The organism is Mycobacterium shinjukuense (genome assembly GCF_010730055.1).
GTDB lineage: Bacteria > Actinomycetota > Actinomycetes > Mycobacteriales > Mycobacteriaceae > Mycobacterium > Mycobacterium shinjukuense.
Genome location: NZ_AP022575.1, coordinates 184,915 through 200,495, shown reverse-complemented (window position 1 = coordinate 200,495; position 15,581 = coordinate 184,915). Strand labels below are relative to the sequence as shown.

Below are 15,581 nucleotides of genomic sequence, written 5' to 3'. Positions count from 1 at the left end.
CCGGCTCAGCCGTGCTGGGCCAGGAAGGCGACGTCGACGATCTCCCCGGTGCGAATCTGCTCGGCACCGCTGGGCACGACCACCAGGCAGTTTGCCTCGGCAAGCGTGGCCAGCAGGTGCGACGATCCGGGGGCACCGCCGAGAACCTGCACCAGGTACTCACCGGTCTCTTGGTCACGCATCAGCTGACCCCGCAGATAACCCTTGCGCCCGGCCACCGACGTGATCGGCGACAGCGTGCGGGCCTGCACGATCCGGCGCATTGCCTGCCGCTTGCCCAACGACAGCCGGATCAGCGGCCGGACCATCACCTCGAAGACCACCAACGCGCTGACCGGGTTGGCCGGCAGCAGAAACGTCGGGACACGGTCGCGGCCGAGCTGCCCGAAGCCCTGCACCGAGCCCGGATGCATGGCGACCCGGACGACCTCCATGTCCCCCAGCTCGGAAAGCACCGACCGGACGGCTTCGGCCGCGGCGCCGCCGACCCCGCCCGCGATCACCACCACCTCCGACCGGCTGAGCTGACCCTCGACGGTCTCGCCGAGTTCGGCGGGGTTGTTGCTGACGATGCCGACCCGGTTCACTTGCGCACCGGCATCCCGGCCGGCCGCCGCCAGGGCATACGAGTTGACGTCGTAAACCTGCCCATTGCCCGGCGTCCGTGAGATGTCGACCAACTCGCCCCCCACGGCCATCACGGCCAACCGCGGGCGCGGGTGCACCAGCACCCGTTCGCGGCCCACCGCGGCCAACAGCCCCACCTGGGCGGCGCCGATGATCGTTCCCGCCCGCACCGCAACGTCGCCCGGCTGCACGTCGTCGCCGGTCCGCCGCACGTAGGCGCCCGACGGCGCGCCACGCAGGATCCGCACGCGCGACGTCCCGCCGTCGGTCCACCGCAGCGGCAGCACCGCATCGGCCAGCGTGGGCAGCGGCGCCCCGGTCTGCACCCGGACGGCTTGCCGCGGCTGCAGCCGGGTGGGCGTGCGCGCACCGGCCTCGATGGTTCCCATCACCGGCAGGGTCAGCACCTCACGGCCGTCGAGATCCTCGTCGGAAAAGACCTCGACACCCCCCGCATCGCCGACACCGGCCACGTCCACGCTGCGCACCGCGTAGCCGTCGATGGCGGCCTGATCGAACCCGGGCAGTGGGCGTTCGGTCACCACTTCTTCGGCGCACATCAATCCCTGCGCCTCGGCGATGGCCACCCGGATCGGCCTCGGGGCCACGGCCGCGGCCGTAACTCGGGCCTGCTGCTCCTCCACAGAACGCACAACGCGCCTTTCTGGATCGCCCGGGGCTACCGCTCGGTCAGGCCCAATCGCGCCACCAACCATCGCCGCAAATCCGGGCCATAGTCGTCACGATCCAATGCAAAGTCAACCGCAGCCTTGAGGTACCCGCCGGGATTTCCCAGGTCGTGTCGGGATCCGCGGTGGACGACCACGTGCACCGGGTGGCCCTCGGCGATCAGCAGCCCAATCGCGTCGGTGAGCTGCACTTCCCCGCCCGCACCCCGGTCGATGCGGCGCAACGCGTCGAAAATGGCGCGATCGAGCACGTAGCGGCCGGCCGCGGCATACATCGACGGGGCGTCTTCGGCCTTGGGCTTCTCGACCATGCCCCTGACCCTCAGCACGTCGGGGTCCTCGGTGTCGGGGACGGGCTCCACGTCGAAAACCCCGTAGGCGCTGATCTCCTCGGGCGATACCTCGATGGCACACAACACCGTGCCGCCCCGGCTGGCCCGCACCTTCGACATGGTCTCCAGGACACCCATCGGCAGCACCAGGTCGTCGGGCAGCAGCACCGAGACGGCGTCCTCGTCGGGCAACAGCGAGGGTTCGACGCACCCGATCGCGTGCCCCAGGCCCAGCGGCTCGGCCTGCACCACCGACTCGACCTTGATCAGCTCCGGGGCCCGGCGCACCTTGGCCAGCATGGCCTTCTTGCCGCGCGCCTCCAGGGTGCCCTCCAGCACCAGGTCTTCGACGAAATGAGCGACGACGCCGTCCTTGCCTTCGGAGGTGACGATCACCAGGCGTTCGGCCCCGGCCGCGGCCGCCTCCTCGGCGACCAGCTCGATACCGGGGGTGTCGACGACGGGGAGCAGCTCCTTGGGCACCGTCTTGGTCGCCGGCAAAAACCGCGTGCCCAGGCCGGCCGCCGGAACGATCGCCGTGTAGGGGATCGGGACTTCTGCGCGAGACATCGTTCTCACGATAACCGTTACTGGCGTACCGAGTCGGTGTGGCGAGGGATAAACCGGGGCTGTCATCGTTGAGTCCATGGCGACCGAGAGCAAGGCAGCGCTGCGGGAACGGCTGCTTGCTGCCCGGCGCCGCATCGCCGACGACGTGCGGGCCGCCGAGGCCCGCATGTTGTGTGAGCACCTGCACCCACTGGTGAACAGCGGCGCCACCGTCTGCGCGTACGTGCCCGTGGGCGCCGAGCCCGGCTCGATCGGCATGCTGGATGTGTTGCTGCGCCGGGCCGGCCGGGTGCTGTTGCCGGTGGCGCGCACCGCGGCCGACGACACTCCACTGCCGCTGCGCTGGGGCCGGTACCGGCCCGGTGGGCTCACCACCGCGCGCTGGGGCCTGCTCGAGCCACCAGAGCCCTGGCTGCCGGAGTCGGCCGTCGCCGAGGCGGGACTGGTGCTGGTCCCGGCGCTGGCCGTGGACCGACGGGGGGTCCGGCTGGGCCGAGGCGGCGGCTTCTACGACCGCTCGCTGACCCGCCGGGACCGGCAGGCTCGGCTGGTCGCCGTGGTACGCGACCCCGAACTGGTCGACGAGCTGCCGGCCGAGCCACACGACATCCCGATGACCCACGCGCTCACCCCGGGGCGCGGGTTGATCGAGCTGCCATGTCGGGAATGATGCATGTCACGTAGCCGTTTAGCACTTGAGACGGTAGAGTGCTAACCCAGGCTTACATCTTCCGGAGGTTTGTGTGCCGACCTACACCTACGCGTGCACCCAGTGCGACAACCGCTTCGATGTTGTGCAGTCATTCACCGACGACGCGCTGACCACCTGCGAGCGGTGCTCCGGCCGACTCCGCAAGCTGTTCAACGCCGTCGGCGTGGTATTCAAGGGCAGCGGCTTTTACCGCACCGACAGCCGTGAGTCGGCCAGCAAAGCCAAAAGTTCGACCAATGGGTCCTCGACGGGCGAGTCGGGGACCGGCTCGGGATCCGGCGACAGCAAGAAGTCGAGCTCGGCCGAGAAGTCGAGTAGCAGCTCCACGCCGTCGGCGGCGGCCGTCTGACGTCAGCGGTTTATCCACAGGCAGGTTTGGGGCCGGCAGCGCCGGCGCACGCGCGGCGTTTACCGTCGTCGGGTGGCGCAATCTTCGCTGAATCCCAGCCTGGTCAGCCGGGTGGCGACGGCGCTGCGTCCGGATTGGACTCGAACAGTACTGGCCCGGCGCATCGCCGCGGGCGGACTTGTCGTGCTGGCCGGCGTCGCGACGCTGCGGTCGGATCCCGACGGTGATCGTGCCGACGTGGTGGTGGCCGCACGTGACCTCAGCCCGGGCAGCGCCCTGACCCTCGACGATGTCCGGGTGGAAAAGCGTTTGGCGACAACGATTCCCGACGGATCACCAGCCGACCTGGGTGCGGTCGTCGGCGCGACGCTGGCCAGCCCGACGCGGCGCGGGGAGGTGCTGACCGACGCCCGGTTGTTGGGGACCCGGCTGGCCGAGTCGACGGCCGGGCCGGGGGCCCGGATCGTGCCGCTGCACCTGGCCGACGGCGCGCTGATCGACCTGGTCCGGGTCGGCGATGTGGTCGACGTTTTGGCGGCGCCGGCCACCGACGCGCAGCCGGGCACCCCGGCGGTCGCCAAGGTGGTGGCCACCGACGCCGTCGTGGTGCTGGTGTCGGCCCAGCAGAAGGCCCGGGCCGGTGAGGGAGACCGCGTAGTGTTGGTGGCGCTGCCGGCGCGTGTGGCGAACACGGTGGCAGGCTTGGTGCTGGGCCAGACGGTCACCCTGACCCTGCACTAAGCGGCTGGCCGCTGTTGGGCACGCGATCGATAGCAAACTCGATTCCGACCACGAAGGGACATCCGCATGCTCAAGGGGTTCAAGGAGTTTCTGTCGCGGGGCAACATCGTCGACCTGGCCGTCGCGGTGGTCATCGGCACGGCGTTCACGGCGCTGGTCACCAAGTTCACCGACAGCATCATCACGCCGTTGATCAACCGGGTCGGCGTCAAGCAGCAATCCGACGTCGGCATCTTGAAGATCGGCATCGGGGGCGGTCAGACCATCGACCTGAACGTCTTGCTGTCGGCCGCGATCAACTTTGTGCTGATCGCCGCGGTGGTGTACTTCTTCGTGGTCGTCCCCTACAACCGACTGCGCACAAAGGGCGAGGTCGAGCAGGCGGACGACGCCCAGGTCGTGCTGCTCACCGAAATTCGCGACCTACTTGGGCAAGCCAACGCAAACTCGTCGGGCAAACACGGCGGCCGAGCGCCCGGTGCACCCCACGGGCTCGGCGCGGACACCTGATCTAGCTCTAGCCTAGCCCGGGTCAGATCTCCAGGCTGGACAGCTGCCCGATGATCTGGGCGGCCAGCGGATTGAGCGTCGCCATTCCGTCGCGCACCGCATAACGAGAACCGGCCAGATTGACCACCAGCGTGCTGCCGGACACCCCGGCCAGACCGCGTGACAATCCGGCGTCGATGATCCCCGCCGACAGGCCCGAGGCCCGGATGGCCTCGGCGATGCCGAGGATCTCCCGGTCCAGGATGTCCCGGGTGGCCTCCGGGGTGACATCACGCGGTGTCACACCGGTCCCGCCGACCGACACCACCAGGTCCACCCCCCCGATCACCGCGGTGTTCAGCGCGTTGCGGATCTCGACCTCGTCGGCCGCCACCGCGACCACGCCGTCGACGACGAACCCGGCCTCGGTGAGCAATTCGGTGACCAGCGGCCCACTGTGGTCCTCATCCCCGTGCGCGGTGCGGTCATCGACGACGACGACCAGTGCCCGCCCGACTACCAACTCCGCACCCTTTGCCATGGGTGCAACGGTATATCCGAGGTCCGACAACGGCGCGGCGGCCTTCATCACTGCTCCGCCTTACCCAGAGTGACCGGCACGGTGCGGCTGCCACCGGGATCCTGGAAGGTTAGCGCCACCCGGTCGCCGGGCGCCTTGGACCGCACCGCGGCGACCAGCGCGTCGGCGCTGTTGATCGGGCGATCGTCAACCTTGGTGACCACGACGCCCTTGGGAACTCCCGCGTTCGCGGCCGCGCCACCGGCCACCACCTCGACCACCTTGGCACCGGGAACGGCCTTGTCGGTGGTCACCTGTACGCCCAGTGAGGCATGTGAGGCCTTGCCCGTGCTGATCAACTCGTCGGCGATGCGCTTGGCTTGGTCGACGGGAATCGCGAAGCCCAGGCCGATCGAGCCGCTCTGCGCATCGCCGGAGTCCGCGCCCAGGGTGGCAATCGCCGAGTTGACGCCGACCAGCTGGGCGTTCATGTTGACCAGCGCGCCCCCGGAGTTGCCCGGGTTGATCGCGGCATCGGTTTGAATCGCGTCCAGCACGGTGTTCTGGTTGCCGGCCTCACCGGTGGTGGACACCGGCCGGTTGAGCGCGCTGACGATCCCGGTGGTCACCGTGCCCGCCAGGCCCAGCGGCGACCCGATCGCCAGGACCGGCTGGCCGACCCGCAGGTCCGACGAGGATCCCAGGGAAATCGGGGTGAGCCCGGAGACGCCTGTCGCCCGGATCACCGCGATGTCGCTGGTGGGATCGGCCCCGACCACGGTGAAGGGTGCGGTGCGGCCGTCGGAGAAGGTCACCGTCGTTTTCGGTGCCGGAGCTCCCACCGGGGGCTTGGCGGCGGCCGCGACCACGTGGTTGTTGGTCAAGATGAGCCCGTCGGCGGACAGGATGACGCCGGAGCCCTCCTCGGATTGACGGCCGAGATCGGTCTCCAGCATGACGACGCTGGGCACCACCTTGGCCGCGACCTGCTCGACCGAGCCCGCCGGCATATTGGCCGCCGGGACACTGGGGGCCGCCCCCGCCGCCACCGTCGCGCCGTTGCCCCCCGAGGGATGCCGACCCAGTTCGACCACCGATGCCGCCGCACCGCCGATGCCGGCCGACACCACCGCGATGACCAGCGCGCCGATGGCCAACGTTCCCGCACGGGGCCGCCGTTGGCCGACGACCACTGCAGGGGGGGCCATCGGCGGCAGCGTTCCGGGTATCGGACCCCCGGGTATCGGGCCGGTGCCGGTACCGGGTATCGGGCTCGCCCCGGTGCCACTGAAGGCGTCGTAGGGCTGCCGGAACGGCGGCCGGGCCGATTGCTGATAACGCCAGTCGAACTGCTGGTTAAACGGTTGCTGCCCCTGGGCATATGCGGGGGGCACCGGCTGATGAGGCCCGGTACCCAATCCCGGCTGCTGCGGCGGTGGCGAATACCTCGGGTGATTCGTCATGTCGCTAAGTGGCTCTTCCTCTGCGTGGGCGGCTCAAGGCTTGCTTGCGCCCTGCTCGGCCATGCACTGGGTGCATGGGGTCGGTTGTCAACAGTAACCGCACACCTACGTTGCGCGCGCGGACTGAGAATCCACTGAGATAACGTTTTCTGAAACCCGAGAGTTCTCGCCGTCTCCGGCGCCGTGGTGAACGGGCTCGCCGGAAACATCGACTGTCGGCCTCGGGTGCAGCGGCGCTGGCATCGGGCGACCCGGCAGCAGCACATGAATCGACGTTCCCGGGGGTTGACCACCGGGGTCGGTGTCCTCCACGCGCAACGACCCGCCATGGTTGAGTACCACCTGCTTGACGATGGCCAACCCCAGGCCCGAACCCGGCATCGCCCGTGCCGACGTGGACCGGTAGAACCGTTCGAACACCAGCCGCCGCTCCTGCGGGGGAATGCCTGGGCCTTGGTCGGAAACCACCAGCTCGGCGTGGGACGGGTCGAGCGGCGTCAGCCGGATGCCCACCCGGCCGCCCGGTGGGCTCCACTTGGCCGCGTTGTCCATGAGGTTCAGCGCCGCCCGCGACAACCCGGCGGCGTCGCCGTAGACCTGCCAGCCAACCACCTGGACGTCGAAGGAGATATCGTTGCGGCGCCGCCTGACCCGCTCCAGGCTGCGGTCGATGATCTCGGCCAGGTCGACCGGCTCGTGCACCACCTGTCCGGCGTCTCCCCGGGTGAGGTCCACCAAATCGCCTACCAGCGTGGACAATTCCTCGATCTGCGCCAGCACGTCGGCACGCAGACCCGCCATCTCCTGTTCCGGTAGCCGCGGCGCCCCGGGCGCCATCGACGCGATCAGCAGCTCGACGTTGGTGCGCAGCGATGTCAGCGGGGTACGCAGTTCATGCCCGGCGTCGATGACCAGCCGCGCCTGGCGCTCCCGGGACTCGGCCAGCGCCCGCAGCATCAAGTTGAATGCTTCGGTGAGCCGGGCCAATTCGTCGCTGCCGAAAACCGGGATCGGCCGCAGGTCGTCGGTGCGGGCCACCCGCTCGGCCGCCTCGGTGAGCCGACCCACCGGACGCAGCCCGGCGCGGGTGACCATCCCGCCGGCCACCGCGGCGACCACCACACCCACCCCGCCGACCATCAGCAGCACAAAGCGCAGCTTGCTCATCACCGCTTCGGTGGGCCGCAGGCTCTTGGAGATCAGCAGCGAACTGCCGTTGGGCAGGTGGATGGCCAGCACGCGTTGATCGGCGGCGGTGCGCCGCGACATGAACAAGTCGCCGCGGATGACCGCCTTCTCCGGCGTTCCGACCGGCAGGGTTTGGCCCGGCTGCTGGGCGGTGTAGATGGACCGGCCGGGGTTCACCAGCATCGCGTTGACGTCCGAATAGGCCGTGCCCTCGATCGCCTTTCCCGGGTCGGCTGCCAGCGAGCCGCTGGCGATCAGCAGCTGCGCCCGGCTCTGCAGCTGGTTGTCGATGTCGCTGTAAAGCGCGGCCGAGATCACCGCGTAAACGGCGAACGAGATCAGAACGACCACCATCGCCACCATCGACATCGCCAGCAGCATGACCCGCCACCGCAAGGACAACGAGCTGGTCGCTCGCAGCGGCACACGCCTGGACCGGACGGGCCGACGGAATCGGAACATCAGGGCGGCGTTTCGCGCAGCACGTAGCCGACTCCACGCACGGTGTGGATCAGCCGCGGCTCGCCCTCGGCCTCGGTCTTGCGGCGCAGATACCCGACGTAGACCTCCAGCGCGTTGCCGGAGGTGGGAAAGTCGAATCCCCATACCTCTTCGAGGATGCGGCTGCGGGTCAGCACCCGCCGCGGATTGGCGATCAGCATTTCCAGCAACGCAAATTCGGTCCGGGTCAGGCTGATGCGGCGCTGCCCGCGGGTGACTTCGCGGGTGCCCGGGTCCAGCGTCAGGTCGGAGAACCGCATGGCCACCGACTCGGTGGCATCGTCGGGCTTGGTGCGGCGCAGCAAGGCCCGCATCCGCGCCAACAGTTCTTCGAGGGCGAACGGCTTCGGCAGGTAGTCGTCGGCGCCGGCGTCGAGGCCGGCCACCCGTTCGGACACCGAGTCGCGCGCGGTCAGGACCAGTATGGGCAGGTCATCCCCGGTGCTGCGGAGCTGACGGCAAACCTCCAACCCGTCCAGACGCGGCATCATGACATCCAGGACGAGCGCGTCGGGCCGATCGCTGGCGATCATGTCCAGCGCCTCGACCCCGTCGTGGGCCAGCTCGACCGAGTAGCCATTGAAGGAAAGCGACCTGCGCAGCGACTCACGCACTGCGCGGTCGTCGTCAACGACAAGAATTCGCACAGACACCAGTGTCGTCCAGGCTCCTGAGACTGGGCTGAGAGGGGCGCCGCGGTGGGGCCTGTCCGACCAGCTGGGTCAACCGTGCGCCGGGGCTAGCGCTTATCGAGGTCGATCAGGCCAAGCCGGGCCGCCTTGAGCAGACGGCGGGGCACCTTGTGCTTCTGACCGGCGACGCTGACACCGACCAGCTCGGTCTTGGCGGCCTTCCACTGCGCGCGCCGGCTGCGGGTATTCGAGCGTGACATCCTGCGCTTGGGTGTGGCCATGGTCGGGTCTTCCTCTTTGGTGGGGGTCTCGTGGGGGCTCCGCACGCAGGTGGGCGCGGCGGCAATCGCGTTGACAATTGCGTCGAGGATACCCGTTGGAGACGGCCCGGCCCAATCGCGGGCTGGGGTTGGGCCGGGGCCGTGACCGTCAGTTGAAGGTTGTCGTCCCGATGGCGGTGGGGCTGTAGGAGACGTATATCGGTTGCTGCGCGAAGGGGACGTGCCCGGTGTTCATCACGCCGCCGGAGGTGACGAACGGCGTGTTTGTCGCGGTGGTCGTGTAGGAGTACAGCAGCGTCTGGCCGTCGCTGGTGTAGACCGAGATGGTCGTTCCCGCCGGCACGAATCCCCCGGAAGGCAGGCCAACCAGAGCGGACGGGATGGTCCCGTTGATACCGCCGGAGTCGAACATCACCGGAGCTTGTTGCAGGGGCCCGTTATTGATCTGCACGGCCACGTTGGAAATCGGGGCTCCGGAAATCGTGACGTTGCCGGTCGATGTGTTGGGGCCGAACTGCAGAATGCCCGCCGATTCGTCGATGAGCACACCGTTGTTGAGCAGGCCCGGCATCGCCGTGACGATGGAGCTGGTGCCCGGGAACCCGTTATTGGGCCCGATTCCCAACACCCCAACCGCACCGGATCTCGACAAGAAGTTGCCGAGTGTTCCCGGCGATGACGAGGTGACGACGTTAACGCTGGTCGGCAGGGTGACGAGGCCATTGCCGAAATCCACCGTCGTTGAGTAGGTGTTGTAGTTGTAGGTCAGCCCCCCGGCGTAGCCGGCGGTGCCCGTCCCGATGACGGGGCCGAAGTTCTGCGTCAGGAATTGGCTGTCCATGACGAGGCCAGTGGATCCGGTGTCGAGCAGCACGGGCACCATTGGGCCGCCGTTCAAGGAGATGAAGACCACCGGCTCGGTGGTGTTCACTATCTGCAGCGGAACGGTTGCGTTTGTCAATGTGGTGCTGCCTATGCCGCCCGTGGCCCCGTTGAGCCCGATATTGCCGTTGTGGCCGCCGAGCAGGGTGCCGAGCCCGCCGGTGCCACCGGCGCCGTTGGTGCCGAACGTGCCGTTAATGCCGCCGAAGCCGCCGTTACCACCGTTGCCACCGTCGCCGCCGTCGGCACCGTTGCCGCCGAAACCTCCGCTGCCGCCGGCGCCCGCGGCGCCGCCGGAGCCGGCGCCTCCGGCGTTGCCGCCGGCGCCCCCGCTGCCACCTTCGCCGCCGTAGGCACCGCGACCGGGGAATTCGGCGGTGCCGCCGTGGCCGGCGTTCCCGCCGTCACCGCCGTGGCCAGCGTCGCCTCCGCGACCGCCGTTGGCCCCGGCACCGCCGGTGCCGCCGGTGCCACCCGAACCCCCGGCGCCGCCGGCCCCGCCGTGGCCACCGTTGTTGGCTTGGGCGTTGAACGTGCCGCTGCCGTCCCCGCCGGCGCCGCCGCTGCCACCCAGGCCGCCGGCGCCACCCTGGCCACCGTCGAAGCCGATGTCGCCCTGCCCTCCGTGGCCCCCAGCGCCGCCGGCACCCCCTTGGCCTCCGGCCCCGCCGGTCCCGATGGGCAACCCTTGGGGCGCGGGCTGCTGGTGGTAGCCGTTGCCCGGCGCTCCGCCTGCCCCGGCCGCCCCGCCGTCGCCGCCGTCGCCGCCAGTGCCCCCGGCGCTGCCGACGCCGGTGCCGCCGGCGCCGCCGACGCCGCCACCGCCGCCATCGCCACCCGGACCGCCGTTGCCGTTGGATCCGAACAACCCGTGCCAGTCCTGGTTGAGGTTGGGTGGGCTAGCCGCGCCGCCTTGACCGCCTCGGCCGCCGGCGCCGCCGTTACCGCCGGCAAAGCCGGGGTTACCGCCGACCGCGCCGTTGTCACCGGCGCCGCCATCACCGCCATTGCCGCCAGCGCCCCCGCTGCCGCCACTGCCAAAGTAGACGCCGGCAGCGGCGGCGGCTTCCCTGCTGGACCCCAGGCCGGGGGTGCCACCGGCACCGCCATTGCCGCCGTCGCCGCCGCTGCCGCCGAGGCCACCGGGGCCGTTGATGCCCGCGCCGCCGTTGGTGCCCTGGCCGCCGGCACCGCCGTTGCCGCCGTTCCCACCGCCGCCGCTGACGGTGGTCACGCCGCCGTCGCCGCCGATGCCACCGATGCCGCCGGCGCCGCCGTCGCCGCCATTGCCGCCGTCGCCGCCGTTCCCGTTGGCGATGGCCACGCCGCCGTCGCCGCCGCGGCCGCCGTCGCCGCCGTTGCCCGCGGCCCCGCCGATGCTGCCGTTGCCGCCGGTGCCACCGGTGCCCCCGGCGCCCCCGTCGCCGCCGGCGCCTGCGCCGTTGCCGCCCTGACCGCCGGTGCCGCCGTGGCCGCCGTCGCCGCCGTGCCCACCCGCACCCTGGCTGGCGCCGGCCCCACCCGCCGGCCCACCGACCCCGCCGGTGCCGCCGTCGCCGCCGCGGCCGCCTTGCCCAGAACCGTCGACTGCGACGCCCTCGGCGGCCCAGCCGGTGCCGCCAGCACCGCCCTGACCACCCATACCGCCGACGCCACCGTCGCCGTTGATCCCCGGTTGACCGAACAACGCCGAGCCGTGGCCGCCGGCCCCGCCCGCGCCGCCGGTCCCGCCGATGCCCCCGATGCCGCCGCTACCGCCGGTGGGACTGGCAACGATGCCCACGCCGCCCATCCCGCCGGGGCCACCAAGCCCGCCGGAGCCGCCGCGGCCGCCGGCACCACCATTGCCGTATAGCAGCCCGCCGTTGCCGCCGGCGCCGCCGGCCCCGCCGATGCCGCCGCTGCCGCCGTTGATGCCGTTGCCCCCCGGCAGGCCCGCGGCGCCGGCGGCGCCGGCCATGCCAGGCCCCCCGACACCGCCCTGACCGCCGTGGCCGAACAGGCCGGCATCACCGCCCCTGCCACCCGGCTGTCCGGGCGCGCCGGATCCGCCGTTACCGCCGTTGCCCCACAAGATCCCGCCGGCCCCGCCGTTCTGCCCGGTCCCCGGCGCCCCGTGGGTGCCGTCGCCGATCAGCGGGCGACCCAACAACGTGTTGGTGGGCGCATTGATCACACCCAGCACCTGTTGCTCGGCGGCCCGCAACAGCACGCCATTGCCGACGTCGGCGGCCGCATACAGATGCTCCGCGGTGGTCAATGTCTGCACGAACTGCGCGTGGAAGGCCGCCGCCTGGGCGCCGAGCGTTTGATAGTCCCGCGCGTAGCTGGAAAACAGCGCCGCGATCGCCGCCGAAACCTCGTCGCCGGCGGCGGGCATCAACGCCGTCGTTCGGACCGCTGCCATCGCGTTGGCCTCGCCAATCGCGGACCCAATACCGCCCAGATCCGAAGCCACCGACGCGAGCGTCCGCGGTGCTGTGATGACGAAGGACACCGCACACCTCCTGGTACCGGCAGGGCGTTCGACGTGCCGTCGCGACAAGGACTCTAGCGACGAGCGGCGTACAATGCGCCGCTTTCTGCGCGGGGCAGCAATCTCCGTCGTGAATTCGCGGTGTTAACCTACCGGTTGGTTGGTGGGTCGCGCCACCGAACCGATCCTCAACGAAGGGAGTTAGGAGCATGGCTCCTGGTGCCGTGCGGATCGGGAACTGCTCCGGTTTCTACGGGGACCGACGCTCCGCCATGCTCGAGATGCTCACCGGCGGCGAGCTGGACTACCTGACCGGCGACTACCTGGCCGAGCTGACCATGCTGATTCTGGGCCGCGACCGGATGAAAAACCCGGAACGCGGCTACGCCAAGACCTTCCTGACCCAGCTCGAGGACTGCCTGGGGCTGGCCCACGAGCGCGGGGTGCGCATCGTCGCCAACGCGGGCGGGCTGAACCCCGCCGGGCTGGCCGATGCGGTACGGGCCCTGGCTGTGCGCCTGGGCATCCCGGCGCAGGTCGCCCACGTCGAAGGCGACGACCTGCAACCACGCGCGGCCGAGCTGGGCCTGGGGACGCCGCTGACCGCCAACGCCTACCTGGGTGGGTGGGGCATCGTCGCGTGCCTCGAGGGCGGAGCCGACGTCGTGGTCACCGGCCGGGTCACCGACGCCTCGGTGGTTGTCGGGGCGGCGGCCGCGCACTTCGGGTGGGGCCGCACCGACTACAACCGGCTGGCCGGCGCCGTGGTCGCCGGGCACGTGATCGAATGCGGTGCGCAGGCCACCGGCGGCAACTATGCCTTTTTCACCGAAGTCGCCGACCTGACCCATGCCGGCTTCCCGCTGGCCGAGATCAGTGCCGACGGCTCATCGGTGATCACCAAGCACCCCGGCACCGGCGGCCTGGTCAGCGTCGACACCATCACCGCACAGCTGCTCTACGAGATCACCGGGGCGCGCTACGCCAACCCGGACGTCACCGCGCGAATGGACACCATCGAACTGTCACCCGACGGCCCCGACCGGGTGCGCATCGGCGGTGTCGTAGGCGAGCCTCCACCGCCGACCTGCAAGGTGTCGCTGAACAGCATCGGCGGATTCCGCAATTCCATGACCTTCGTGCTGACCGGCCTGGACATCGAGGCCAAGGCAGAGTTGGTGCGTCACCAGCTCGACGCCGCGCTGACCGTCAAACCCGCCGAGCTGCAATGGACACTGGCCCGCACCGACCACCCCGACGCCGATACCGAAGAAACCGCCAGCGCGCTGCTCACCTGCGTCGCCCGCGATCCCGACCCCGCCAACGTGGGTCGGCAATTCTCCTCGGCCGCGGTCGAATTGGCGCTGGCGAGCTATCCAGGGTTCACCGCCACCGCCCCGCCCGGTGACGGCCAGGTGTATGGCGTGTTCACCCCCGGCTACGTCGACGCCGGCAAGGTGCCGCATATCGCCGTGCACGCCGACGGCACCCGCACCGAGATCCCCTGCGCCACTGAGACTTTGGAGCTGGCTCCGGCCGACCCCCCGGCGCTGCCGGAGCCACTGCCGGCCGGCCCGACCCGGCGCGTGCCGCTGGGCCTGATCGCCGGCGCCCGCAGCGGCGACAAGGGCGGATCGGCCAACGTCGGGGTGTGGGTGCGCACCGACGAGCAGTGGCGCTGGCTGGCCCACACGCTGACCGTCGAGTTACTCAAGGAGCTGCTTCCCGAGACGGCCGGCCTCGACGTGACCCGCCATGTGTTGCCCAACTTGCGGGCGCTGAATTTCGTCATCGAAGGAATCCTCGGTCAGGGCGTCGCTTATCAGGCGCGCTTCGATCCGCAGGCCAAGGGGCTGGGAGAATGGCTGCGCAGCCGTCACGTCGACATCCCGGAAAGGCTGTTGTGAATCTTTGGTCGACACCGTGAACATCTGGACCACACCGGAGCGCCAACAGCTGCGCAAGACGGTGCACGCCTTTGCCGAGCGGGAGATCCTGCCGCACATCGACGAGTGGGAAAGGATCGGCGAGCTGCCCCGCGACCTGCACCGGCGCGCCGGGACCGCCGGGCTGCTGGGCGCTGGTTTTCCCGAGGCGGTCGGCGGTGGCGGCGGCGACGCCGCCGACCCGGTGGTGATCTGTGAGGAGATGCACCAGGCCGGCGCCCCGGGCGGGGTGTACGCATCGTTGTTCACCTGCGGTATCGCGGTGCCGCACATGATCGCATCGGGCAACGAACGGCTGATCGACACGTACGTGCGGCCCACCTTGGCCGGGGAGAAGATCGGCGCGCTGGCCATCACCGAACCCGACGGCGGGTCAGACGTCGGGCATCTTCGAACCAGCGCGGTGCGTGATGGCGACCATTACGTGATCGACGGCGCCAAGACCTACATCACCTCCGGGGTTCGGGCCGACTACGTGGTCACCGCGGTGCGCACCGGTGGACCCGGTGCCGCCGGGGTTTCGCTGCTGGTGGTGGACAAGGGCACACCCGGCTTTGAGGTGACCCGCAAGCTGGACAAGATGGGCTGGCGGTCCTCCGACACCGCCGAGCTGTCCTACACTAACGTGGCCGTGCCGGCGACCAACCTGGTGGGCGCCGAGAACAGCGGCTTCGCCCAGATCGCCCGGGCATTCGTGTCTGAGCGCATCGGCCTTGCCGCACAGGCGTATTCGAGCGCCCAGCGGTGTCTGGACATCACCGCGCAGTGGTGCCGGGACCGGGAGACGTTCGGCCGGGCGCTGATTTCACGCCAGTCGGTGCAGAACACGCTGGCCGAGATGGCCCGTCGCATCGACGTCGCCCGGGTCTACGCGCACCATGTGGTGGAACGCCAGCTCGCGGGAGACACCGACCTGATCGCGCAGGTGTGCTTCGCCAAGAACACCGCCGTGCAGGCCGGCGAATGGGTTGCTCACCAGGCGGTCCAGCTCTTCGGCGGGCTGGGCTACATGGCCGAATCCGAAGTCGAACGCCAATATCGAGACATGCGAATCCTCGGCATCGGCGGCGGCACCACCGAAATACTGACCGCTCTGGCCGCCAAAACCCTGGGGTATCAATCGTGATTGCACCGCCTCTCCCCCGCACGCGGGTGGTACCCCCACCTCATCGCTCCGTCCCCC

The 15,581-nt window shown here is 70.2% G+C and carries 14 protein-coding genes and 1 pseudogene; 7 read left to right on the top strand and 8 right to left on the bottom strand.

Annotated elements, in window-relative coordinates; all coding sequences use genetic code 11:
* Positions 1-5 precede the first annotated feature (5 nt).
* Positions 6-1,280, bottom strand: coding sequence for a molybdotransferase-like divisome protein Glp (gene glp / locus G6N20_RS00855; protein ID WP_083047041.1), 1,275 nt, complete (start codon positions 1,278-1,280; stop codon positions 6-8).
* A gap of 26 nt (positions 1,281-1,306) precedes the next feature.
* Positions 1,307-2,218 carry a UTP--glucose-1-phosphate uridylyltransferase gene (locus tag G6N20_RS00850; protein ID WP_083047040.1) on the bottom strand — a complete coding sequence of 304 codons (912 nt, stop codon included), beginning with the start codon at positions 2,216-2,218 and terminating at the stop codon, positions 1,307-1,309.
* Between the two features lie 76 nt (positions 2,219-2,294).
* Between G6N20_RS00850 and G6N20_RS00845 the strand changes: the two genes are divergently transcribed.
* The 4 genes from G6N20_RS00845 to mscL all read left to right on the top strand — a co-directional run bounded on the left by G6N20_RS00845 (position 2,295) and on the right by mscL (position 4,530).
* Positions 2,295-2,888, top strand: coding sequence for a 5-formyltetrahydrofolate cyclo-ligase (locus tag G6N20_RS00845; protein ID WP_083047039.1), 594 nt, complete (start codon positions 2,295-2,297; stop codon positions 2,886-2,888).
* Positions 2,889-2,961: 73 nt separating this feature from the next.
* Positions 2,962-3,279: an FmdB family zinc ribbon protein gene (locus tag G6N20_RS00840; RefSeq protein ID WP_083047038.1), complete on the top strand. Its 318-nt coding sequence runs from the start codon at positions 2,962-2,964 to the stop codon at positions 3,277-3,279.
* Positions 3,280-3,351: 72 nt separating this feature from the next.
* Positions 3,352-4,020 (top strand): SAF domain-containing protein, encoded by a 669-nt coding sequence (locus tag G6N20_RS00835; protein ID WP_083047037.1) that lies wholly within the window; start codon positions 3,352-3,354, stop codon positions 4,018-4,020.
* A 66-nt stretch (positions 4,021-4,086) separates the two neighbouring features.
* Positions 4,087-4,530 (top strand): large-conductance mechanosensitive channel protein MscL, encoded by a 444-nt coding sequence (gene mscL, locus G6N20_RS00830; protein WP_083047036.1) that lies wholly within the window; start codon positions 4,087-4,089, stop codon positions 4,528-4,530.
* A gap of 22 nt (positions 4,531-4,552) precedes the next feature.
* Here the strand turns inward: mscL and G6N20_RS00825 are convergent, their stop codons facing one another.
* The 5 genes from G6N20_RS00825 to rpmF form a co-directional block, all read right to left on the bottom strand.
* Positions 4,553-5,098, bottom strand: coding sequence for a MogA/MoaB family molybdenum cofactor biosynthesis protein (locus tag G6N20_RS00825; RefSeq protein ID WP_083047035.1), 546 nt, complete (start codon positions 5,096-5,098; stop codon positions 4,553-4,555).
* Positions 5,098-6,492 (bottom strand): S1C family serine protease, encoded by a 1,395-nt coding sequence (locus G6N20_RS00820; RefSeq protein ID WP_083047034.1) that lies wholly within the window; start codon positions 6,490-6,492, stop codon positions 5,098-5,100. The genes G6N20_RS00825 and G6N20_RS00820 overlap by 1 nt, the downstream gene beginning before the upstream one ends.
* A 105-nt stretch (positions 6,493-6,597) precedes the next feature.
* Positions 6,598-8,142 carry a HAMP domain-containing sensor histidine kinase gene (locus tag G6N20_RS00815; RefSeq protein ID WP_083047032.1) on the bottom strand — a complete coding sequence of 515 codons (1,545 nt, stop codon included), beginning with the start codon at positions 8,140-8,142 and terminating at the stop codon, positions 6,598-6,600.
* Positions 8,142-8,828, bottom strand: a complete 687-nt coding sequence (gene mprA / locus G6N20_RS00810; RefSeq protein ID WP_083047031.1) for a two-component system response regulator MprA — start codon at positions 8,826-8,828, stop codon at positions 8,142-8,144. The genes G6N20_RS00815 and mprA overlap by 1 nt, the downstream gene beginning before the upstream one ends.
* A gap of 92 nt (positions 8,829-8,920) precedes the next feature.
* Positions 8,921-9,094 (bottom strand): 50S ribosomal protein L32, encoded by a 174-nt coding sequence (rpmF, locus tag G6N20_RS00805; RefSeq protein ID WP_083047030.1) that lies wholly within the window; start codon positions 9,092-9,094, stop codon positions 8,921-8,923.
* On the opposite strand from rpmF, the pseudogene G6N20_RS00800 reads away from it, so the two are divergent.
* A pseudogene (locus tag G6N20_RS00800) lies at positions 9,093-9,282 on the top strand (hypothetical protein). The gene rpmF and the pseudogene G6N20_RS00800 sit on opposite strands and share 2 nt — an antisense overlap.
* On the opposite strand, the gene G6N20_RS00795 reads toward G6N20_RS00800, so the two are convergent.
* Entirely contained in the window at positions 9,243-12,473 is a 3,231-nt protein-coding gene (locus G6N20_RS00795) for a PecA family PE domain-processing aspartic protease (protein WP_163662686.1), read from the bottom strand. The pseudogene G6N20_RS00800 and the gene G6N20_RS00795 overlap by 40 nt on opposite strands.
* A gap of 203 nt (positions 12,474-12,676) precedes the next feature.
* On the opposite strand from G6N20_RS00795, the gene G6N20_RS00790 reads away from it, so the two are divergent.
* Both G6N20_RS00790 and G6N20_RS00785 read left to right on the top strand, forming a co-directional pair.
* Entirely contained in the window at positions 12,677-14,359 is a 1,683-nt protein-coding gene (locus G6N20_RS00790; RefSeq protein WP_142271965.1) for an acyclic terpene utilization AtuA family protein, read from the top strand.
* 16 nt (positions 14,360-14,375) lie between these two features.
* Positions 14,376-15,524 carry an acyl-CoA dehydrogenase family protein gene (locus G6N20_RS00785; protein WP_083047134.1) on the top strand — a complete coding sequence of 383 codons (1,149 nt, stop codon included), beginning with the start codon at positions 14,376-14,378 and terminating at the stop codon, positions 15,522-15,524.
* Positions 15,525-15,581 lie beyond the last annotated feature (57 nt).